This window comes from Komagataeibacter xylinus (genome assembly GCF_004302915.1).
Taxonomy (GTDB): Bacteria; Pseudomonadota; Alphaproteobacteria; order Acetobacterales; family Acetobacteraceae; genus Komagataeibacter; species Komagataeibacter xylinus_C.
Window position 1 is genome coordinate 44,186 of record NZ_QQBI01000011.1, and the last position, 21,926, is coordinate 66,111.

21 protein-coding genes are annotated in these 21,926 nt (G+C 58.9%); 8 read left to right on the plus strand and 13 right to left on the minus strand.

Annotated features, from left to right (window positions below; genetic code table 11):
- Positions 1-70: 70 nt before the first annotated feature.
- Positions 71-439: a helix-turn-helix domain-containing protein gene (locus tag DV027_RS08785; RefSeq protein WP_026019701.1), complete on the plus strand. Its 369-nt coding sequence runs from the start codon at positions 71-73 to the stop codon at positions 437-439.
- Positions 439-1,662 (plus strand): type II toxin-antitoxin system HipA family toxin, encoded by a 1,224-nt coding sequence (locus DV027_RS08790; RefSeq protein ID WP_061275708.1) that lies wholly within the window; start codon positions 439-441, stop codon positions 1,660-1,662. Before DV027_RS08785 ends, DV027_RS08790 begins: the two co-directional genes overlap by 1 nt.
- A gap of 168 nt (positions 1,663-1,830) precedes the next feature.
- Here DV027_RS08790 and DV027_RS08795 read toward each other — a convergent pair whose 3' ends face one another.
- From DV027_RS08795 to DV027_RS08860, 13 genes are all read right to left on the minus strand, one after another.
- The gene (locus tag DV027_RS08795) at positions 1,831-4,914 is read right to left on the minus strand and encodes an ATP-binding protein (protein ID WP_130731465.1); all 3,084 of its coding nucleotides are present in this window, start codon (positions 4,912-4,914) and stop codon (positions 1,831-1,833) included.
- Positions 4,915-4,927: 13 nt separating this feature from the next.
- Positions 4,928-5,329 carry a hypothetical protein gene (locus DV027_RS17870; protein WP_235450581.1) on the minus strand — a complete coding sequence of 134 codons (402 nt, stop codon included), beginning with the start codon at positions 5,327-5,329 and terminating at the stop codon, positions 4,928-4,930.
- 274 nt (positions 5,330-5,603) lie between these two features.
- The gene (locus DV027_RS08805) at positions 5,604-6,074 is read right to left on the minus strand and encodes a hypothetical protein (protein ID WP_112209937.1); all 471 of its coding nucleotides are present in this window, start codon (positions 6,072-6,074) and stop codon (positions 5,604-5,606) included.
- Positions 6,075-6,261: 187 nt separating this feature from the next.
- A complete protein-coding gene (locus DV027_RS08810) occupies positions 6,262-6,540 on the minus strand; it encodes a helix-turn-helix domain-containing protein (RefSeq protein ID WP_026019699.1) in 279 nt (92 codons plus the stop codon).
- A complete protein-coding gene (locus DV027_RS08815) occupies positions 6,509-6,781 on the minus strand; it encodes a BrnT family toxin (RefSeq protein WP_130731466.1) in 273 nt (90 codons plus the stop codon). The genes DV027_RS08810 and DV027_RS08815 overlap by 32 nt, the downstream gene beginning before the upstream one ends.
- Positions 6,782-7,688: 907 nt before the next feature.
- Positions 7,689-8,234, minus strand: coding sequence for a hypothetical protein (locus tag DV027_RS08825; protein WP_130731467.1), 546 nt, complete (start codon positions 8,232-8,234; stop codon positions 7,689-7,691).
- Positions 8,235-8,251: 17 nt separating this feature from the next.
- Complete coding sequence (locus DV027_RS08830) at positions 8,252-8,953, minus strand: hypothetical protein (RefSeq protein WP_235450580.1); 702 nt, start codon at positions 8,951-8,953, stop codon at positions 8,252-8,254.
- Between the two features lie 530 nt (positions 8,954-9,483).
- Entirely contained in the window at positions 9,484-10,722 is a 1,239-nt protein-coding gene (locus DV027_RS08835) for a DotG/IcmE/VirB10 family type IV secretion system protein (RefSeq protein ID WP_130731468.1), read from the minus strand.
- The gene (locus DV027_RS08840) at positions 10,722-11,702 is read right to left on the minus strand and encodes a DotH/IcmK family type IV secretion protein (RefSeq protein ID WP_112209942.1); all 981 of its coding nucleotides are present in this window, start codon (positions 11,700-11,702) and stop codon (positions 10,722-10,724) included. Before DV027_RS08840 ends, DV027_RS08835 begins: the two co-directional genes overlap by 1 nt.
- On the minus strand, positions 11,699-12,334 hold the full coding sequence (locus DV027_RS08845; protein WP_053323851.1) for a DotI/IcmL/TraM family protein: 636 nt from the start codon (positions 12,332-12,334) through the stop codon (positions 11,699-11,701). The genes DV027_RS08840 and DV027_RS08845 overlap by 4 nt, the downstream gene beginning before the upstream one ends.
- Positions 12,335-12,466: 132 nt before the next feature.
- On the minus strand, positions 12,467-13,105 hold the full coding sequence (locus tag DV027_RS08850) for a hypothetical protein (RefSeq protein ID WP_241503150.1): 639 nt from the start codon (positions 13,103-13,105) through the stop codon (positions 12,467-12,469).
- A gap of 488 nt (positions 13,106-13,593) precedes the next feature.
- Positions 13,594-14,397: a helix-turn-helix domain-containing protein gene (locus tag DV027_RS08855; RefSeq protein WP_130731469.1), complete on the minus strand. Its 804-nt coding sequence runs from the start codon at positions 14,395-14,397 to the stop codon at positions 13,594-13,596.
- Between the two features lie 355 nt (positions 14,398-14,752).
- Positions 14,753-15,130 carry a hypothetical protein gene (locus DV027_RS08860; RefSeq protein WP_130731470.1) on the minus strand — a complete coding sequence of 126 codons (378 nt, stop codon included), beginning with the start codon at positions 15,128-15,130 and terminating at the stop codon, positions 14,753-14,755.
- Between DV027_RS08860 and DV027_RS08865 the strand changes: the two genes are divergently transcribed.
- Genes DV027_RS08865 through DV027_RS08890 form a run of 6 tightly spaced genes read left to right on the plus strand, consistent with a single transcriptional unit; the run spans position 15,129 to position 21,612 of the window.
- Positions 15,129-15,518 (plus strand): hypothetical protein, encoded by a 390-nt coding sequence (locus DV027_RS08865; RefSeq protein WP_242621813.1) that lies wholly within the window; start codon positions 15,129-15,131, stop codon positions 15,516-15,518. The genes DV027_RS08860 and DV027_RS08865 overlap by 2 nt on opposite strands.
- Positions 15,515-16,102 carry a hypothetical protein gene (locus DV027_RS08870; protein WP_010511933.1) on the plus strand — a complete coding sequence of 196 codons (588 nt, stop codon included), beginning with the start codon at positions 15,515-15,517 and terminating at the stop codon, positions 16,100-16,102. Before DV027_RS08865 ends, DV027_RS08870 begins: the two co-directional genes overlap by 4 nt.
- Positions 16,102-17,286: a hypothetical protein gene (locus tag DV027_RS08875; RefSeq protein ID WP_130731471.1), complete on the plus strand. Its 1,185-nt coding sequence runs from the start codon at positions 16,102-16,104 to the stop codon at positions 17,284-17,286. Before DV027_RS08870 ends, DV027_RS08875 begins: the two co-directional genes overlap by 1 nt.
- Positions 17,287-17,295: 9 nt before the next feature.
- Positions 17,296-18,708, plus strand: coding sequence for a hypothetical protein (locus DV027_RS08880; protein ID WP_130731472.1), 1,413 nt, complete (start codon positions 17,296-17,298; stop codon positions 18,706-18,708).
- 22 nt (positions 18,709-18,730) lie between these two features.
- Positions 18,731-21,091 carry a DotA/TraY family protein gene (locus tag DV027_RS08885; RefSeq protein ID WP_130731473.1) on the plus strand — a complete coding sequence of 787 codons (2,361 nt, stop codon included), beginning with the start codon at positions 18,731-18,733 and terminating at the stop codon, positions 21,089-21,091.
- 23 nt (positions 21,092-21,114) lie between these two features.
- The gene (locus DV027_RS08890) at positions 21,115-21,612 is read left to right on the plus strand and encodes a hypothetical protein (protein ID WP_112209948.1); all 498 of its coding nucleotides are present in this window, start codon (positions 21,115-21,117) and stop codon (positions 21,610-21,612) included.
- Positions 21,613-21,926: the final 314 nt, after the last annotated feature.

Below are 21,926 nucleotides of genomic sequence, written 5' to 3' on the forward strand. Positions count from 1 at the left end.
GTGCCAGAGTTCGCAGAAGGTCACATATGACGGTATAAGGCGTGTTGTATGTCAAATATGAATTATAGTCATGGGCTCACCCAAATCTCGCTTGGCTCTTGAACAACTTGGCCATGACCTTCGTGGCGCGCGCCTTCGGCGCGGCATGGCGATAGCCGATCTGGCCGTTCGTACCGGCACGTCAGCAAGTTCTGTCGCGCGCCTGGAAAAGGGAGATTCCGGTGTTGAGATCGGCACTCTGGCCGACGTGCTTGGTCTTCTGGACCGGCTGGCCGACCTGATTGATATCCGCAAGGACGATCTGGGACTGGCGTTGGCTGCTGAACGTCAGCCTCGTCGAGGCCGAACTTCCGCGACCACGTTACGCAGGCAGCAGGACAAGGATAAGGCCGCGCATGGGAGAACGGATGTTATTGATCTGGACGGTGCTTCGTTCTGATGCCTGATTTCAGCGCCCATGTCGTTCTTGGCGACAGCCTGACTCCCGTGGGTCAACTGCGTTTCACGCAGGCAGGTCCGCGGCAGTTTTCGACCTTCACCTATGATCCGGCCTGGGTCGAGAATTCTCGGGCCTTTGCCATCCAGCCAACCTTTCCCCTTGGCTCTGGGCCGTTTCATGCGGCTGGCCAGCCAGGGAACGTGCGCGATGCCCTCGCGGGTGTCTTTGCTGATGCCGCGCCCGACAGTTGGGGGCGCAGGCTTCTCGAGCGTGCCTACGGCAATGGGCTTTCCGAGTTTGAATATCTCACACTGTCGGATGACGTATGTCGGCAGGGTGCGCTTCGTTTCGCCGATGATAACGGAGAAATCATTCGTCGCGGCGCCGATGACACCATACCGCGTCTGGTCGATCTTGCCGCTATTACGGCTATTGCGCGGGCATATGAACAGGGCAAGGACGTATCCGCAAGGGATATGCAGGCGCTTGCTGGTGCGGGTGGGGCGCGACCGAAGGCCAATGTTCGGGACGGCGATGTGCTCTGGCTTGCAAAATTTACCTCGGTTCACGACCAGTGGCCAATAGAACGTATTGAAGTTGCCACGCTTCGTCTGGCAAGGGCATGCGGAATCCGGACGCCAGAGGTCAGGCTGGAACTGGCTGAAACGCCGTTTCCTGTGGCTCTGATCCAGCGGTTTGATCGGCGTGGGCCTGGCCGGATTCCTTATATTTCGGCGAGGACTGCTCTGGGGAAAACCGGAACGGAACTTGGTTCCTATACGGAGATTGTCGATTTTATCCGGACCTATGCCGCCGATCCCCAGGCAGAGTTCCGCGAACTCTTCCTGCGTCTGGTTTATACCATTCTCGTGTCAAATAAGGACGATCATCTGAAAAATCATGGATTTCTCTATGTGGGCGCTGGACACTGGCGGTTATCCCCCGTTTTCGATGTGAATCCAGCACCCGACCGTAACCCGCATCTGGAAACGGCGATACTGGAGGGCGGTCCGCATGATCGGTCCATCCGTCTGGCACTGGAGGCGTGTGAATTCTTCGAAATTACCCCTGCTGAGGCCCGGCAGATGATCCGCGTGACAGCGCGGCGAATTTCGGATGAGTGGAGGCCTGTTCTGCGAGAGGTTGGTGTTTCCGGGGCGATGGCGCGTCATTATGAAGCCGCCTTCATAAACGATCAGATCGGGATCGCGCTAACGATCTGATAGTCACATATGACTGATAATATCGTATAATATACCAGATACGACACATAAATTTGTCGAATCTATCCCTGCCAGACGTCGCCGCGCTATTGATCGAACAGCATGGTCAACATCATTGTGTCCGCAATGATCGGGATGTGAGGCCGTCAGGAAAATATCGGTCACCTTCTACCCAATGGTAAATTCGAGTTCCGATTGTTCATCAATGGCGCGCAGGGTTTCATACAATCCTGCGGCCACGCCTCTACCTTCCACGATCTCATCCGCCAGTTCATCCAGAACGCCGGCAAACGCTTCATCGGTCGCGAGACCGAAAACATTCATGCGCTCGCTTTTTCTGCGTTCGATCTCGCTGTTTGCTGTTCCCGAGGGAAATACGGTGGCGAGCATCCGCAGGGCTCGAGCAAAGTGGATCCGTTTGTAAAGGCGCGAACGGAGCGCCGTGTCGCCAGGCGTCGTCGAGAAAGACCAGAGTTCGATTGGCCCCAGGACGTTCACCAGAAGCTGTTCATACTTTGCTTCTCCGGCCGACATGTCCACGAAGAATGGCGCACCATTCTTTCCCGGTCCCGGCAGTGCGTTGCGGATCACATAGGCGCTGGCATCGGACAGCTTAAAGCGTCGGATAAGGCTGTCTGCCGTCTCCTGATCACCGCATTTGAGGACCCATCGGGCGGTTGATATCTTGTAAAGGTCCTCGCTGAAATCGGTATGGTTCTGTGAAATGAAGGCGAGTTGGACGTTGTGCTTGCGCCCCTCGCGGCCGTCGCGGACAGCCTGCTTGTCTACCTGGGGCGCTGGTTCGGTACGGTGCCACTCATCGAAGTCGACACGCTTCGTCGTTTCATACATCTCAGTGAAGCGGGCGAGATGATAGTCCCGCATGGACGGGGGCATATGCGGGTCGTCGGCATAATCGGGATGGAGAAAGAAATTCCGGGCCAGGATATGGCGGCCAAGCATATACATGAGCGCTGTCTGGCGGTTGGCCGCGGGAGAGCCGGATGGTGCCACCTCGGCAAGATCGAGAACGATCACGCGCGCGTCCCCCATATCCAGCCTTGTCGGGGACGCCAGCATGGGAAAATTCTTGATCACGTTCATGATGTAGCGATCAAACGTGTCGATCAGGCTTTCTCCAGTTTCCAGGGTGATCTTGGAATAGCGTTTTTCGATTTCCGGGCTGCGGGCCGCAATCAGCAGATCCTGCAGGACCGGTACTGCATGGCGCTGGGCAAAACCTGCAAGGCGGTATTCCCTGAGATTGACAAGGGCATCGACGACATCCCGCCACCATGTCGGATCGTCCTCTCCCGCATGGTGGGGCAGGCTGATGCCCAGCGATGTTATTGCGGCATCGACGTCGGGCTCGATCCCCGGAGTGTAGATTTTGGGCGTGCCCCCCTGCACCCCGGTACAGAGGCGGTAGGCTTCATCAATCACGTCCTCTACCAGATGGTCCATGCCCTCCCACGGCCTGCCATCCAGCGGCGTAGCAAGGAGCGAGATGAAATTCTGCAGGAAAACGCGCTCGAGTGGCAGAGGATATTCCAGTCCGACCTGGGTATCGAAGACATTGACCTCGAAGCCCGGGATTGCCTGCATCTTGACGTAAACCGCCTCGTGCTGGCGTTCGGGGCCAAGCGCGTTGCGCAGCATCTCGATCAGTCCGCGCGAGGACGGCCCGATATCGAGCTTGCCGATATAGGGGAGCTTCGTGCCGTGGCTGCTGATCGCGGCGCTGCTGAGGATCAAGCCCAGCAGAATGGTATTGGCCAGAACGGATTTTCCGCCGCCAGGCGGGGCTACGATAATGTCTACGACGGATGGGCGTAGCCCGCCCCCGGTCGGATCATAGGGCCAGATTGAACCATCGGGCTTGCGGAAGAGAATGGATCCCCTCTGCCACGGTGACGCACTGCGTGCCCACGGCATCATGGAGAACGCGTCACCGACAAGAGCGAGCGATGAGGTCGCAGTCGAACCGAGCGCCAGGGCAGGGACAGAACCCATGGCCGCCTCCAGCGGATCGCCAGAGATCCGCGTTGTCTTGCTGTTGCCCCACGCATCAATCGCCTGGGAGAGGTCCGACGCCTGCCGTCGCAGCTTCGCCTCTGCTCCAACCGGAGCCCAGGTTGTGGCGGTCATGCGCATCCGCACGGAATTATGGTTGTTTTTCTGGCGCTCCAGCTTGAGTGCGGCAAACGCCCGTCGAATGTCGCTATTTCCGGGGAACATCGCCAGAAACCCGGCTCCGGCTTCCTTGAAGCCGAAGGCGGCGCGGCCACCGCCCTCCAGGATCATGGCGCTGCGCCATGGCAGTCTCTTGCGGCCAAGCACGCTGGAGAGTTCGGAGAACGGGCGCGGATCCTCTGGGCCAATCGTCATGTCGACCGGGGCGTATGTATAATCCCCCACGGTCACGAGCTGTCCGCCTTTCGTTTCGGCGTCGGCATTGAAGATCTGGTCCCGGATCGCCGGCCAGAGCAGGCCCTGCGGATGTGGCTGCGGGTCATCCAGATCGTCGGGAAGCCGTGGCATGACCCGGTCACCCAGCAGGGTCGGTTTCCAGACGGAGCCCGCCGTTTCACGGTAGGTTGCCTCGCGCGCGACCTGCAATGCCTGATGTGGACCGAGAAATTCGCAGGAAATATCGACCCCCTGCAAGGCCGCCTGAACGCGCGAAATGAACGATTCATGGCGGGCCGCCATGATATCGGAGCGCAGGGCAAAACGTTGGGTATTGCCCACGCGGGGAAACTGGGAGGCAAGGGTCCTGCGCTCCTCTGCCACCTGTTTGCGGTCCTCACGTGTCAGCACGCTGGGCCGGGTCCACAGGACGTAACAGGTGGCCTCCCAGCGCATGACGTTTGGCCAGCGCCGGCGCCTCTCTTCAATGACGTCCGAAAGGTCCGCTCCGATCTGTCGGGCTATGGACCGGCAGCCATTGAGGCTCAGGCGGTCAATCTCGATACCCGAGCGCTCGGGATCGGAAATATACCATCCCACAATGGCATGGCCACGTTCTTCAAGGAGACCCTGCAATTCTATACGCTGCTGCTCGGCGAGCGCTTCCACTTCCTGCCGCGTGCACATGCGACGCAGGCCATTGATGCGCAGTACGGAGACATATTCACCGCGTTTGGTGATGAGATGGTCCCCGTGCGTACTTTCCACATCGCAGAATGAGGCAAGGGGCTGGCGTAGCCCGAGGCTGATGCCGGCCAGCAGACTGGAAAGAATGCCGCCCATTGATATGATCCTGTCATGTCATGACCGGTTGGGGATCGGCATCAAGCCATTCCCTGACAAGCGCCGGGTAGATGTCGGTGGGTCCGTTATGGAGACGGCCCAGGGGGAGGAGCCGGATGCCGTCCATCAGGGCGGTCGCGCTTTCATTGATCTGCGGGTCTGCCCGGTTCGCCATCAGCAGTGCAGTCGCCAGCAGCCGGGGTGACGTCGTCTCCAGCCGCCGCCGGGCTTCGGCAGTTCGCGCGTGCAGAGCGCGGAGCACAGCGAGAGCGCTTTTGCATTGCGCAGGCATCATCGCGGTATCCGCCCCTGACGCGATCGCGTCCATTGCACGATGCCAGACGATATCTTGTCCGTTTGGCCCATTGCCGAGCGTCTGCATGAGGGTCTGATGCGCGCAGCGGGTCAGGGTCATGATGCGGGTCTGCGGCAGTTTCGGCCACCATATCAGGACGGCTTCGCGTTCAATGGCCGGACGGGTCGGATCCTGCAGGATGTTGCATAAGGCGCAGACAGGCCCGGGTCCGTCACCATGCCATGGAAACCTGCGACCAGGCGTTATCAGGCCGCAGCAGGCACATGTGAAAAGGCCCGGCTCACCCATCTCCCTGGCGCCTGGCGCTGACGGATCCCATGGGCGCGGCAGCAGCCGGAAAGACTGTGTGAGACGGGCCATTGCGATCGGGTTCCTAGCCGCCGCTCGTGAACTGATAGGCCTGAGCCTGCGTACCAACGGTTGCCGAGCCGCCGGACGCGGTGTTGGCAGCCTTGTTGATCCACTGCGGACCCGTTGCGAAAAGACCGCACAGCACGATGCCGGCGATTGCCATACCGACCTTTCCGGGCGAACGGTTCTGTTCGTTGCGGCTCTGCCAGGCCGCCCATACGCCGCCGATGAAGCAGATGAAGGCAGCGACATACATGCATGCTGCAGCGACAAAGCCGCCCGCTGTCAGCCCCTCCTGGGCGGTGGCCTGCATCTGGGCCCCGATACCGTTTGCGCTGCCGGTTGCGGATTGGGCCAGCGCATGGCTGGCAATGAGGATCGGGACGGCCAATGTGCCAAGTGCCGTGACGGCACGCTGGCTGTATCCGACCCGTTTGGTCAAGAGACGCGTCGATCGCCCCGTGTCGGGGATGCTTGTGCGAGAGAGGTTCATGGTCAAGGGCTCCGTTAAAGAGGGAGGCATGTCCCTCGGGGGAGTCTTCGGCCAGTAACATGCGACTGCGAATGTTTTTTCCGAAAAAATCTGTCTTATCGAATGGTATACTATGACTTCGGTATAAAAATGGCTATCCGGCGTTTGGGGTTGATGGGCTGAATCCCCGGTTCGTTGGGAAGGCAGCTCAGGCCACCGCCTGAGCTACCATATCGGGGTGCCGTCCGATGACCCGAACGTAGGCTACAGCGAAGTCGGGGGCCATCGCCCGTGCCTGCTCCCAGTCCCGTAACGTGCCGACAGGAACGCGGAAACGGCTGGCAAACTCGACCTGAGACAGACCGAGATCGTTACGGGTTTTACGGATCAACCGCGCCCTTTGCCCACGCTCCATGCCTTCGATGGATACCGCGCGGTCTTTGGAATCCGCCGGATCAGCAGGCTGAATGATATGCTCTCTCTCCACCTTTGTTGCTCCTTCTCACGGAAGTGAAGCGGGGCAGATCGTCCCGCCAGACAAACACACCGGTGAACAGCTTCTCGCCCACGACGCCAACCACTTTGTAGCGATCCTCCTCATCCTCAATGCGGATGGTGGGCAAGATCAGGTGATTATCGTCCTCGAAAATACGGTCGCCAAAGGTCAGAGACAGCGTGTGCTTTTTTTGGTTGGCGAGGTCTTTTGCGGGGTCAAACCTGTTACCCATGAGACGATAATACGGGATACCCGTAGTTATTGTAAAGTGAAAACTACGGGTATCCCGTAACTTTTAGCCATTTCGACAGGTCGCCATCAACCTCGTATGCCCGATAGCATAAAAATCCGGCGCATATATCTTTATCCAGAATCGCCCGAATCTTTAGTAATAACGAAATATTTCTTGTTTAATTTCTGGAAAATATGAACAGTAAGCGAAAGTGATCGAGCGTAGTTTAGGTACTACCGCGAATACACCCCTCTTTTTGCACGGACCTCAACTTTGATGGGTCTGTTACCCTCATCATAAACAAGTTTCACACGGTCAAGCGTTGGTTGGAATGGACGATAAACTTTCAATTGTCCTTGATAGGCATTTTAGAAATACCATAACCAAGAACGCCAATGATGATTGGCATGCCAATAAAGGCGAAGAACTGCATAAAGGTCATTCTCGAAGCCCCCCTAAAACGGTCTGTGCCCGCTGATGGCGAAAATACGCCATTCCCAGCCAGAAAGCGACTCCCAAGATAACGATATGAGCAGGAACGCGGTTGGCTGTCAGATTAAAAAATGACGCAGCCAAAGGAGATAGAACACCTAGCGAAAGACAAGATCCTGCAGCGGTATTCAGCAGGTTTGCCCGCAGCTTGGTCCGTTCGTTATGAACAGGATTACCCATCCCAGCCATCGCGTTCGGCGGCTTCAAGTTCTCTTGCGATCAGGCAGCGGATTGCTCCAGCACGGTTAAAGCCTTGGCGCACGGCCACATGTGACCATCTCTCCAGATGGGGCGCGCCCTGCTTTTTCGGGTTATTATTTCCCAATTTTATCATGTTTATCGGTTATCAAAAAAATGCGCAGGAAGAAAGTCTCGAACCTTGGCCAATCTCAGCGCTACGGGTTGGGTCATGATTTTAGCCGGACATTGTCCAGTGGCTCAGGATCCAGGTTGCTTCCTTGACGGGATTGAGGAGGATCACGCCGAAAACGAACTGGATGAGGCAACTGAGTTTTGAGCGGTTTGTTTTTCCGGTCGCCGACGCGTTCCACGCAACGACTGCCATGAACGCCGCCCAGGCGCCGAACATTTCGAAGAACAGGGCGAAATCACTGACGATTGACAGGATGGCATCCTCTGGGCCAGTCTCGGAAATGACGCTTCCCGTCGTCGCTTCCGTGTAGCCGGTGACAGAAGCTCCCAGCGCAACCTGCGTATCGAGACCGGCAGAGGTGGTGGACTTGGTGAGTATCCTGTCAAAGGAGGCAAAGACGCCGGACAGGACAATCCCGATCCAGGGCACCCAGGGACGGCCGACGAACGGGTTCTGGGGCTGGCGCTGCTGCCATAATCCCCATGCCCCGGTCAGGAAGGCAATCCACGCTGCAATATAGCAGGCCATTGGCAGCAGCCAGGCCATGGCGAGAGCGAGATCGTTGACGAGGTTGACCAGACCTTGCACGTCGATGTGTCCTTGCCTTACTGGATGATGCCGCGTTCAGCCTGGATCACCCACATCGTGCCGCGTTGAGAGATGGCGCGCACACGACCATATCCGCGGAGATCGGTGCCGATTTCGATTTCGGACTGCGGCGGTTGCCCGGCTGGCGCCGCATCGTCCTGCACCATGGCAAGCTGGGGAGATGCGGCAAGTATCCGGTAGTGCGGCGTCCATGTCGGGGGCGGAGCAGGAGGTGTCGGGCGCATTTTCGCTGTCCGGGACGCTGGAGATTGTGGCGGCGTTGGTGCTGGCTGCGGCTCGGCCGCCGCGGCTTCCAGAGCTGCCCGTGCCTTGTCGGCCGCGGCGCGTGTTGCGGCCGGTCCATCTGACGGGGGCGCTTCGGCGTCGGCCACGGCCCGTTTGGCTTCGAGGAGCGACATCCGGCGGTTGAGATCCGAAGCTTTTGCCGTATCTGCGATACGCAGCCGGTCAAGATCCTGCCGGAGTGCTGCGATGTCGCTGCGGGTCCGCTGCACCAGTGCTGCTTCTTCCGTTACAAGCTGCAGCACCTGCAACTGGTCGTCCGATGTCATGGGAGCAGCTTGCAGGCGGGTTGCTTTCTGGACCGCATCGTCCGTCGTAACAGCCTTTTCGATGCCAGTGTCGTGTTTCTGCGCGGGCGTGTTCTCGGTCGGCAGAGGTGCCGGTGTCGGGACGGCGGGATGGGGCGGCTTTTTCATAGCAAGGAGTGCCTTGAGATCCTCATCTGTAGCCGAGACCTGAGGTGCCGGGGGTGATGGCGATGATGTAGGTGAGTGCCCTGGCGCTGGAGACGCTTTGGGGCCTGATGGCAGCGGGGCGGAAATCATTCCGACTTCCTGGCCCACGGGAGACGCCTGCTTCTTTGCTATGCCCATCACGAGGAAGAGGGAAAGCAGACTGCCGACGGCAGTACCCGCGATGATGACCTGCCTGCGACGCGGAAGCGCCCTGAAAAGGGCCATTGCATGTGGAACGGGTCGGTTCCTGTCAGGTGCTGCTGTCACAGGTTGCGGGTGAGGGGAGGGAGGCTCGGCAATTATGTCCGCTCCGGGCGAAGGGTCAGGCTCGGGCGTCGTGGCCAGCTTGCGGAACGGCACAGGTTCAATGCCGCGATCCGCGCTGAACGGATCCCGGGACGTCGTTGCGGTTGCGGCTGAGGTCATGGTGAATGCTGCCTTCTGGTAGAGAGTGCAGAATTCGCCGATATCATGCGACCGGTGCGCGAAACTTACTTCTTCATGACGACATCCGACATGAAGATCACGCCAACACTGACCTGAGCGGCAAGGTTTACGCGCGGCTGGGTCGGCATCTGCTGCATGAGCGCGCTATTGACCTGCGAGGCCGCTGCACCGGCCGCCACGCCCAATTGTTGCGGGAAATTCAGTGACTGGACGTAGTTGACGTTGCCGAGGGCTCCGATCGAACCGGTTGTGTTCGACGTCATTTCGATCGCCTGCCCGAGACCCTGGACAAAGGCGGCAGCGGCGGGAAGAACAAAGCGCTCAACGTATAGCTGGTCAACGCTTGAGGCCACCGCAGCTTCCATGGTGTCCGGTGCAACCACCATACCTTCGACCTGGATCGGGGTCGGATCGTTTTTATGGAAGACCTGATCAACGCGGACAACCAGCCTGTTCAGATGTCCCCCGGCCCTTCTGACGGATGCTTTCATCCTGTCGCCAGCGAGTGGACCTGAATCAGCTTCCAGGATGATTTCTCCCCCGAGATCGCTGTTGGTTGCTGAAACCGTATGGGCGTAAATCCCCCGCCCGGCAGGAACAAGGACGCGGGAGAGGGCCGTCTGGGAATTTGCTGTCGCCGCCGAAGTTATTGAAGGGGAGACCACCGGTTTTTTTGTCTGCTCCCTTCCGGTTTCCGTCTTTTCATACAGGACATTTGTGACCGGAAAGCGTCCATCAAGACGGCCCGCGAGATCCATGATCGCATGTCTGTATGCGGTGATGGCGTCTTTCTGGAGCTGCGGGTCACGTGGCATGGCTGCACGGAAGGCTGCATCCGTCTGCACTGGTACGACGGGAACGCTTGGCACGACCTCAGGCGCGTGCGGGGCTGGCGTCGCGGCGGCCTTGGCCATCGCCGGGTTGACGTCCGCCCCGACCTCCTGGGCGACTGCGGGCGGGGGAGGCTTGTCGTCGGGATGGGTGGGCGTGCCCGGTGCAATATCGGGTGAATACGATTGTCCCGCAGTCTGTGCCCGACCTGCCTCGTCGCGGATCTGATCTTCGCGGAGTTCCTGCTGGCGCGGATTGGAATTCAGGCCGCCGGGCAGGGGGTTGGCGGCGGGCGGCCTGCCGGGGTCCGAGCGTGGAAGCTCCTTACGGTGGATGGTGGAGATGAGCAGCGTGACACCAAGAACGGTGCCTATACTCCCAAGGATTGCGAGCAGACGCCGGTTTCCGCCCCGCGACGCATCACTGAATAGCTGGTTGAATCTGGGTTTCATCACTGTGCGTCCCTGATATGGGCCGAGACCGTCCGTCCCGCATCGGAGAGAAGGACAACGGGGGACTCATGGAAGGCATAGAGCGTGTATCCCCCTTCACCGTGCTCCATGCTGTCCGAGGAGGGCGTCATGAGATGAAGGCGCGTGCGAAGATAGACCTCGTTTCCAATCCGCCAGGCGCGCACGTCGTCGGGTGAAATACCCTCGACGGCCAGCGGAACGGCTGACGCTGGTGGAATGCCGCTTAGCATGGCGTTCATGTAGGGCTCGCCTGTCGCGGGCACTCCGGGGCGGCTGTCGACCGGCTCCCGGGCATTGGGCCCTCCCTCGGACATGCGAACGGTCAGGTTGTCATCGTAGGATCCACGCCCCGCGATCAGCAGGAAGGAGACCGGCTTTGGCGCGTTCTGAAGCGTTACGAGCAGTCCACCTCTGGGCTGGAGCGACATCGGTTCGATATTGATGGTATTGGAGCCCTTGAACGGGACGCAGGTATAGAAACCCGTTGTCTCGACCGCAGGATTCCCGGCCGACGCGCCGCTTTTGCCGGAAGCACAGTTCGTGCTGCCGTCCGGGTTGGCGGAATTGCCAGACGTATTCCATGCGATCGGCCAAGGCTGTCCCGTGCTGTCCACGAAGGACAATGCGGTCGGATAGCCTTTTGTCGTAAAGATCAGGCTTGTCTGCTGACCAGGCGCAAAGGAGACACGGATCGCAGGGCGCGCATTAGGGGTCGCGAATTCCGTACCGACCTGCTCCGTGGCACGACGCACGTTCTTCAGGCGTTCCCCCAGCCGAAGGATTTCTTCGGGCGTGAACGGAATGGCCTCATGCTCGGCTTCATCTTCGGCTGCCTGATCCTGATCGTCTGCAGGTGTCGTTGCCGCAGGCCCGGGCTGTGATGGCTGCTGTGCGAGTGCCGCAAGTGGCAGGATGGACAGGGTCAGCGGAAAGAGAGAGAGAATTCGCACGGTTGTCACTCCCTCCCCGACGAGACGACAAGCTGTTCGATGGCCAGTCCATCCGGGTGATCCAGGTCCTCCACGCGATCAATCGTCACGGTTGCCATCAGCATTTGCGTATTCTGCTGGTTGACGTTTTCGCAGGTCTGGATGAAAGGAAACTGTATCACGTAGCGCGCGTGTCCCTGCACGACTGTCTCGGCGCGTACGGTCGCGGCCCGTGTCGGCTGCGCATAACAGAGCAGTTTTGCATCCCTGAGTTTCGCCAGATTCCCCTGCGTAATGAAAGACTTTGCAAAGGTGTTCCATCCGTTGAGCGTGTAGTGAGCGCCCGCGGTGTTCATCTGGGTTGGAAAATCACGATAGTTGATGTTGTAGGGTGCGATCGCCCATTTGACGGCCCAGCCGAGAAGCTGGTCCTGGCCAAGTACCGGACTGGTGAGGGCCACGGCCGGTCGGGGAGCATTCTGGCCGTCAACGTAGAAATAGAGGGGTGTGGGCGGGTGTGCACGGATATAGGCGTCGTGCGCCGCGAACACGATGACCACGCCCGCCAGTGCGATGTTGAGCAGCAGTGATCTGTCTACAACAATCCCCTGAAAGTCGGGGTCGGTAAGCCGCCTGGTTACTGCGGAATTAAACAGCCGCATGGCGCGCCTCCCTTACGGGGGCATGAAAAAAGGCGATCATCACTCTACTCTCATTTCCCGACGGTGATGAGAGCAGGCTGGAAGTCTATCTTGCGACCGGCACGTTTTTTCTTTGATGATTCCCGCTACTACTCAGGCGGCAATGCCATGCGTGGCGGCAATGCTGCGGCGGTACCGTCTGCTGACCCGGTCGCCTCCCTTGCGGGTGGTCCAGAAAAAGCATCCGCTCTTGCAAAGACATTCCCGCCGGATGTACTGGTGTTCGCCGATATAATATTCGGCCCTCGCGTGAATGAACCAGGGCACTTTTGCGCCGCGTCGTGGCGGAAGCTGTTCCCAGCAGCTTTGGGATTTCAGCGCGCTTTCCGAAATAAGGAAGTCCCGCGCAATTTCACGCGGGTTCTGAAATGCAAAATGGCGGTAGGCGATTTCAATGTTGGCGGCCTCGTGCCACCGTACCTTGTCTCCTCCCTTATGTCCTGTGAGGGTCAGCCTGTTGAGGCTGTTCCTGACAAGCCATGTCCGTCCCCGCCGGGCTTCATGAGGAAGCAGGGAGGCCTGTTCCCATGTCAGGACAGCTTCGGGATCTGCGGGAATGGCACTCCGCTTTTCGGCAAGTATGGTCTCCGCCTGTATTTTTGAGAGCCTGAAGCGCGGTGGCAGGCCAAGCTGCTTTCTTTTTGCACGCACGCTCCCGGCCGAGCGGCCAACCATCTCGGCTATGTCGGCGGTTTTATCACCACAGAGCCAGCGTTGGCCAAGGATGAGCAACTGGGTCCTTGTCCATGCTCCCCTGCGTGCAGGCGCTGCATAAAAAACATTCTGGGGTCGGTCGGCCCATTGCGCGACTGACTCCTTTACCTCCTGCACTGTCAGGGTAAGCATTGTCGCTACAAGGACCTCGTCGCACAGCCTGGCATAGAGGGCGCGTGTCATTTCTGGCGTGGGATAGGTCTGAAGCCATGTAAACAGACCGTGTTTTATGACCTGGCCGAACGATGCTGACTTCATGGCGGTATGCCCTCGTCATCGCGTTTTCGGGATAGTCTGAGTGTTTTGGGAATAATATCTCTTAAGCGTTATATAACCGTCAAGAAATAAATAGCACAGAACGCGCTAATATGACTCCGGACGCGGTTTCCGGTCCGCGTTGGTGATCAGCCGGGGCACATCACCTGGAATGGACAGCCCAAGGCATAGTGTCTGCCATAAGAAAGGAGATCCCTTTCCTGGCAGTCTCCATACCTTCATGCACCCGGTCAGTGGTTTGCGATATCGTCGAGGTGACCAATAATGGACTCGAGATCAGCGAGGGCTTCGAGTTGTGATTGCGCAGACATTGCCCACGCGGTCATGTCCAGGGAACGCAAGAGGTCTGCGTCGTCATGTATTCCCGGGATCAGGTAATAAACGGAGACGGCCAGGCCTTCGGCAATGCGATAAACCGTTTCAAGGCTTGGATTTCTCAGCCCTGCTTCGATCAGGCTCAGGCTGGTCAGGGAAACGTGTGATTTATGGGCGATCTGGCTCGCTGTTGCCCCCTGAAGCGTCCTGAAGATCTGGATCCTGCGCCCAAATATCTCGAGGAGGTCCTGCCGTTCCCCCGAGGTGAAGGCGACACTGTGTGAATAATGATCGATCGGCAATCTGGCCGGTATTTCCGGCAGGTTAAACGTTTTGGAAATATTACCAATAATGTCGCGTAATTTCTGGATCGCCAGATTGTAGTCCGAACACTGCTTCATGGTCTTTTTCAGCTGCGTCGCGGATGCCGCCAGATCCAGATGGGCAAACCATGTTCCTTCCGGTGCACCTTGCGGAAGAATATCGCGCGGATCTATCTCGAATACCCGTAGCAGCGCCGATAATGTTTCCAGGGAAACCGGACGACCTGCTTCGATGCTCCGTATGACCGATACATTCAACCGTGCCAGTTTGGCGACGTGCACCTGCGTCCAGTCAAGCGCAGTCCGCCTGTCATAAATGATTTCCCCGATGTCTTTATATAATTGGCCGGACGCAAATAAAGCCTCGGCTTGCATCTTGCCATTGTCATGGGACATTTTCGTTTACTCTCACGGCAGGCATTTTCCTCAGCAAAAGAAACTTCCAACATCCAGAAGATATCGACTGGCCGCGTCCTGACAGCGGATCAGCCGTGACGGAACGTCATGATAGTCGAGTTGGAGCCCGTAAAAAAGGTGTCTGAGGTCGCAAAGGCCGCTGCTCTGGTCAGGAGAACTTGATGGAGACACTCATATGCCTGTTATGCCTGCCGTGGTTATGGCGCTGGCCTCTGGCCCCATATCTGCCACACCTGCCGCGTTTCATCTGGTCCAGACAACCTCTCCGGACACTCCGCCCCAGTTGGCATTGACGTTGCCCTCAACGGGGACGACCGGCGGGGAGACCTTACCCTCACCGGGAGATGCTGGTCAGGAAGGGCCGGGCGTATTGCCGGGTACTGGTACGGATCCTCGAACATCCGGCAATGTTCCAGCCCGTCGATATTTCCATATCGCCAGTGGATACGGAAAGCAGGTTCCACTTGGCTTCGCCATACGCCAGATCGTTCCGCATGGGGTGCGTGTCGTGTTCGCGGCGGACGTGGACACCAGCGTTCCTGTTGACTGGCAGGGCGGCCGGGAATGGAACAAGGTTCTGGCGACCACGGTAGCCCAGGCGGGCGACGTCATTGATGTCGGTCATAATAAAGTCGCGGTCCGACGTCGAATTCGCTGACCGGTCGCATGATGGCCCGACACCTTCGTCGTAATCACCCGAGGAAGGTTCCATGAACAAGCCCTCATCCGTCCGGAAATCCGGACCTTCTTCCCCGATGCCCAATGTCGCCCTTGCGCTGGATGCGCTCGGCGAGATCTGGCGCATCAGGGGCGGAGAGGACGTCATTGCGATGTTGGACAATGATATGACAGCGAGGACGGCCTGGCACGCCATCCTCGCTGGTGTTGCGCCGCATGAATGGCCTGATCTGGTCAGCTCCCTTGATGCGCTGATCCCCTATCTGCGCGGCCGCAGGGACCTGTTGTCGGCGGACAGCCCTTTTGGACATGGCGTGATCTCGGAAAGCAGGCGCCAGGCGCTTCATCGCCTTCTTGCTCCGGAAAGGATTGCCCTGCTGGAGGCTGTGACGCGTCCGGCTAGACGTCAGGAGGCCGCATGATCCGTCTTCGCTTCCGTGTCCTGTTGTCAGTGGCTGCCGCTCTTGTATCGATACAGGGGCATGCACAGACCACGTCATCAGGCGCCTCTGGTGCCACGACATCTACGGGAAGCGTCGGCTGCGCCGCCCTGACCCAGGCGGCGGCAACAGCCGTAAACGAACGCGTCCAGGCCAACGACGCCTATGAAAAGCAGCCGGATAGCGTCAACGGCCTGTCCTGCCTGAGCAATTTTTTCAACGGCACCGGACTGAATCTCATCACGAACGGCCTTGACCCCGCAGCCCTCCTGCAGGCCGTCGAGGGCCAGATAGGTGGCCAGGTCTGTCAGGCCGCACAGGCGGCATGGGGGAACGCCATGGGGTCGACCCAATGTGGACTCAGTCTGTCGGGCGTTAACCTGGGGCTCGGTTTTGGCTCAAGTAGCGGACTCATGTGCCCGAGCCTGAGTTTCGGTGGTGGTGGGCCGCCAATTGCAACTGCCATTGCGGGGACGTCGAGCGGTACGACTGACCTGTATATCAACGGCTCTCCCCAGCTTCCGACCGGATACAGCCTGAGCAATCTCGTGGACGGAGTGTTCTGATGCGCAGGCTGCAGATGGTTGCCATTGGTGCTGCTTCGTGCGTCTGCGTGCTGGCAGTCACGCCGCGTCCGGCATACGCGCTTTTCAGTGATGCCGCGGTCGTTGCAGCGATCAAGCTTCTTCAGGCGTTCACGGGCAATGCCCTCAATACGATGACGAAAAACCTGACGGACAGCATCGATTCAAATCTCAGTAGCCTTACAAACCCGAATTCCGTTGCGTCTCTCCTGACGAAGGGTTTCACGCAGGTTGCCAATTACGCGAAAGCCCAGGTCGGTGCCCAGTCGCAACTCATGGATGCCCAGGACGCGGCGATGGCCGGATTTCTACGGCGTCAGCAGGAAACCGGAATCCGGGATGAGCATATGATGAACCCGGAATTCTGCGCGGGCCTTGATGCCCAGCAGTCCACCGTGGCCGCGTCCAAAGCGGCGCGCTCTGCAGTGTACGCCATTGCGACCGTGAGTGATCCCCGCGGTGAGGCAGGTCAGGGGACGCCCTCCTATTACGGCAAGTCACAGGGCACGGATGCGAACATGTCCCTGCACCTCAAGCGCTACTGTTCATCCGACGACGTGGCGCAGGGGCTCTGCTCTTCCGTGTCCCGGCTGCCGAACGCCGACCAGCGTGCCGCCAGCCTGTTCGGCGCTGATACCCTGTCCGCGGATGGCGCAGTGGATGCCGCCAATGATTATGCGACCACGCTCATCCAGCCGGTAGCACCGGCGGCCCTGCGTGGCGAGCAACTGTCCAGCCTTCGGGGACGTGAAGCCGCAACCCGGCGCCGGTCGTATAACAGTCGTATGTCTCTTGCTCGCTGGGTCACGGGCTACGTCACATCTCTTGGCGTTCCGTCTGTCACGCTCACGCGGGACCAGAAGGCTGAAATGACGGCCGAGGGGCTTACGCCGCTCGACAAGGCGTCGTGGCTGCAGGCCATGGCGCTGGAAGTCAATCGCAGGGTCTCCAGCGTAAGCTGGAACGCCTCGCTCCAGGCAATGCCTCCCGCGTCGGTCATGCGCGAAGTTGCCACCGAGATGGCGCAGTCCAATTACCTTGCGCTGCAGAACTACCGTCTCGGGCTCTACCTCGCGACCATGGGAGCTGCCCGGGTCGCGCAGGAAGAAGAGGTCGCCTTCAAGGACGGCCTGACACCGATGCCTTCCCCCACGATCAATCCCTAGAGGTTTGCCATGTCTGAGGCCCAGCAGAAAACCGGCGATATCGAGGATGTGCTGAAAACCCTTGATCGCGTGCAGTCCGAATACAGGAAGCAGGCACCCGGGCAGGCCGCCGCATATGATCGGCTGCGGCAGGAATCCCGCGAGCCTGACGTCCATAATGATCCCGGCTTCCGTACGCGCATCGCATACGCCGTGCAGGATGTAGAGCGTCTTTTGGGACCGACGCTCGAAAAGGAGCATCCTCTCCGCGCCGAGATGACAGAGCGCGCGGCGCATTACCCAGGTCTGAACGAACCTGTGGTCGCTGCGATGATGCGTGAAACGCATCGCCTTCAGCAGCCAGAAGTAAACGCAATCCGGACACTTGCCAGCGAACTGGTTGAAGGACGTCAGGATCCAGACCACCCGGACATCGCGCACACCATCGAGAACCTGAGGGCGACCGTCTTTCCCGAACCAGGGCACCAGCCAGCGCCAGGGCATGACCATGCGGCCGGGTCTGCTCACGATGAAAAAGGTCAGCCGGACAAAACCCGAGGAATGGCGTCCCCGGGGGAGGGCGCTCCGCCAGGACCGGAGCAGTCGGCCAGCAGCCAACCCGGACAGACCCATACGATGGATCCTCAGAAGGATTTTCAAGAGAAACAGACAGGTTCGGCAAAAGATGCGCCGGAAAGCCGATCGACGATGGATGGCAACGGAACAACGGAAAATGCGGCAGCGAACACGCGGGAAATGAACGCGGCGGCCAGGGATCAGGAGGACGTCAAGGTTATTCGCGGTGGCGGCTTTGCCCGCCTTGCGGAAGCGATTGCCTCGCGCATTGATAGCCAGCCTGCGAGCCCGGCATCATCATGGATGGAAAAGGCCGTCGATTTCAGCACCCGGCTGCACAACGCGCGTGACGAAAAGAGCCTGGAGGCGACCGAACGTCTGGGAAAGCAGGCGGTGGAGGCCCTGCGTGACCTCATGGAGCGGCCAGCTTCCTCTATCATGGCGGCGATTTCAGATGCAGGAAAGGGCGACCCTGACGGTGTTGCCGGTGTGTTGTCAGAGATGAAGGCCGGTGGCCGGTATGCCGATCTGCATAGCCAGTTTGTGACGGAGAAACAGAATAACCAGGCGTTCGCGGCGCAACTGGAGAATGTCACCAGCAGGCTCGAAGCCTACGGAAAGGGAAGGGAAGCCGCCGAGGCAACAGGCCAGCGCATGGGAATGTCCGGCAGTGTGACGCAGCGCTTCACCCAGATCGATGCTGAGATTGGCAGGACTGCTGCCGAAGTGCCCGGAAAAAAAGAGGGGGCCAGTGCGCTGGAAGACATGAGCGAGAAAGTCCGCGAGATGATGCACAAGGCCGTGACTGCGGTCACGGATTTCATGACGCGGATGCATCCCGGTCCCACCGCCAGTCCTGCGCCGTGACCGTGCTGCTGGAGGACAAACCATGACGCCCTTTCGTCGCCCTGTATTCGCGATCCTGCCAGTCCTGTTTCTGTCGGCTCTTACCGTGTCCGCTGCAGCGCAGACGGTTGTTGCGACCGGTTCGGGAGATGCAGCCAGCAGCACGGGCTATAACGTGACATGGGACCTGCTTGATCCAGGCAGTGACTGGGCGGCGCAGGTCATCCGGTCCGTGTTCCCGGTTTTCGGCCAGGATACGGGCGCGCCCAGCATCGGCAACGAGGCGACCGTCATAGGAACCATGATCGGGTGGTTCTCCGGGTTTGTCATGGCATTTGCGATGGCGGTCGTAAGCTATATCTACTTCATGAACATCCACCGGGGGGCAGAAACAGCGCAACTCCTTGGTAACAACCAGACCAGCATGTCAATTGTGCGGATCGGGATTGCGGCCATTCTGATGTGGCCGCTTCCGACAACCGGTTTCAATGCGGCGCAGGCCGTTGTCGTGCAGGGTTCGCTCTGGGGCATCGGTATGGCGAAGGTCGTCTATGACAAGGCGAAGCAGGCAATCGGACCAGACGGCAAGGTCATCGCACAGCCCCTTATCCCCGGCACAAAGGGGATTGTGACTGGTCTTGTGAAAAATGAGTTCTGCCGGGCCATTATTAACACTGCTGCGAATAACGCGAACCTGATTGCAGCCCCGACCGGGCAGACCGTCCTGTCCGTGACCGGCGGGAAGATGGGAATCATCAACTATTCTTACAATATGGCAGCCGGCGCAGGAGACGGGACACCGGTTTGCGGGGCCGTAAGTCTGCAGGCGCCCAATACTGACGCAGTGAATCTGGCCGGTTTCCAGGTCGACCAGGCGGGTATGCAAAAACAGGTTCTTGATTCCGTGATCCTTGGCGACATTCGCAGCCAGGTTGCGCAGGTCGCGCAGAATTACTGGCAAACGAAAACGACAGCATCCCTGGCCCCACTCATGACCATCATCGTCAATGCCACCAACGATTATGCGTCGCGTCTCACGACGCAGGCGGCACAACTGCGGTCTAAGCTTCAGGACACGGTCAACAATCAGACGCTCGCGCTCCACCAATGGGGGATTTCGACGAACGGGGATTCGGTCAACACCAGCAACCAGATGGATACTCTCGGGTGGACCGGCGCAGGAGCCTACTATCTCGAATTCGCGCGCCTCAATGGCCAGACCCTGTCTCTCATGACCGCAACGCCAACCATCACCACGCCATCCTATTCCGGTCTCGGAAACTATCTTGCCTCGGACATTGCGCCTCTTGTGCAGTCTGCGGACACCTTTATGGAAAACATCGACAGCATGGTTGCGACGCAGGATGGCGTGACCGCGCCGGGCGGGAATGCTGACCTGTACACGGGCGCGATACCGGGCGGAGACGGTGCGGGTGTGCTCGACCAGCTGTTCCGCGCCCTGCACCTGAACGATTACGCCCTGCAGATCGTGACCGGATTTATCGAGCCGTCCGGGACGAACGGCTACTGGACCGATCCGTTTGGCAATCTCATGTCACTTGGAAACTGGATGATCACGACCGCCCTTCTCACGATGGGCACTGCGTCGGTTCTTTCTTCTACGGCCGGGACCGTCGGTATCGGCGTGCTGTCGCTTCTGAGCGGGAATCCTGAAGGTGCCGTAGCGGCAGGGGTCGGGCACGCGCTGATGCACTTTTTTGGCGCGCCGATTATCGGCGGCTGTTTCGCCATGCTTATGCCAGGCCTCACCATCGCCTATGTCATCCCGATGATCCCGTTTGTCATGTGGATGTTTGCCGTGGCTGGATGGTTCATCATGGTCTGTGAGTCCGTGATTGCAGCGCCTCTGTGGATGCTCGCGCATATGACCATGAACGGGGAGGGGCTGCACGGTCATGCAAAACAGGGTTATGCTCTTCTGTTCAATGTCATCTTCCGGCCGGTACTGATGCTATTCGGGCTTTTCCTCGGATATTTTATATTTGATTCAGTGTCGTGGCTGATCCACATGTGTTTCGGCATTGCGGCCGGGCTGGTGCTGTCAAACGGCTGGATTGTGAGCAACTTCCTCGGCATGATTGTTCTGGTCAGCCTGTTTGTCATGATTCATGTCACTTTGGCGTTCATTTCATTCAGGATGATCTCGATCCTGCCCCAGCGGGTTCCCGCCATGATCGGATTTGGTGACGTGGACCGGGTCGACATCGACCAGTTCAGCCGGGACGCCGCCGTTGTCGGTATGGCGGGCACGTTGCTCTCGATTCAGCAGTCTCTGGCAGGAAATAAAGCAGATAATCAGAATGGGCCGGGACAAGGCAACGGTGGCATATCTTCTGGTGCTCGAGCCCTGATAAGTGATACAACAATGAAAAAGAGCGTCTGACTTTAGGGTCAGGAGGAACTGAGATGTCGAACTGTGGTGGCCTGAGCGGGGCTGCAGCGTTCATGTTGGGACGTGCATCGCACCAGTACGAACAGACGTTGGGGAACTCCATACAACGTGCGCTTTACGGCCGACGGCCTGCGCGACCGACAGAAGCCGATGAACTTGCTCACCTGCTTTCGCAGATGACAAGTCTACTGCGACAGAAGAACGCGGAATCTGACAGACTTGAGGAGCATCTGCTCAGATCTAGGGAATATGCTTCTGGTCTGGAGGCTCAGATCAAAGACCTGAAAGACACTCTCGCTCTCGCAGATGCAGCAACTGCGCGGCAGGCAGTTCAACTTAAGGCTGCTGGGGACCGAGAGAAACGCCTGGCGTGCGATCTTGCGGCAGCCCACGATAAATACCATCGACTTAGCGACGACCATACAATGCTGAAGACTAAAGCCGAGAACATGGAACGACGGATTTGGGGCTATCTTTCCATGGAAAATGAATGGAGAAAGCGGCAGTCCTAGTCGCAAGATACTTTGTCAGGATGGTCTCCTCTAAGCGGGAGACCATTCGTGAAACATCTCATTCTACCTCTTGTCCTCTCCCCCTGGCTTGCGGCATGCAGCGCTGGCAACGTGTCGTCTGCTGCACATGTGCATGGCCCAAAGGCTCCCCCGACCAGGCATGCGCGTTATGATCCGCACGTGGCCTACGGATCGACACGTGTAATCTGGACACCCCCTACGTACGATCGCGCCGGTACGATCGTCCGGCCTGATGATCCACGGGCGATGTCGGGGCGCGAGGATTACGAACATGCCTCCTGGGCAACAGGCGC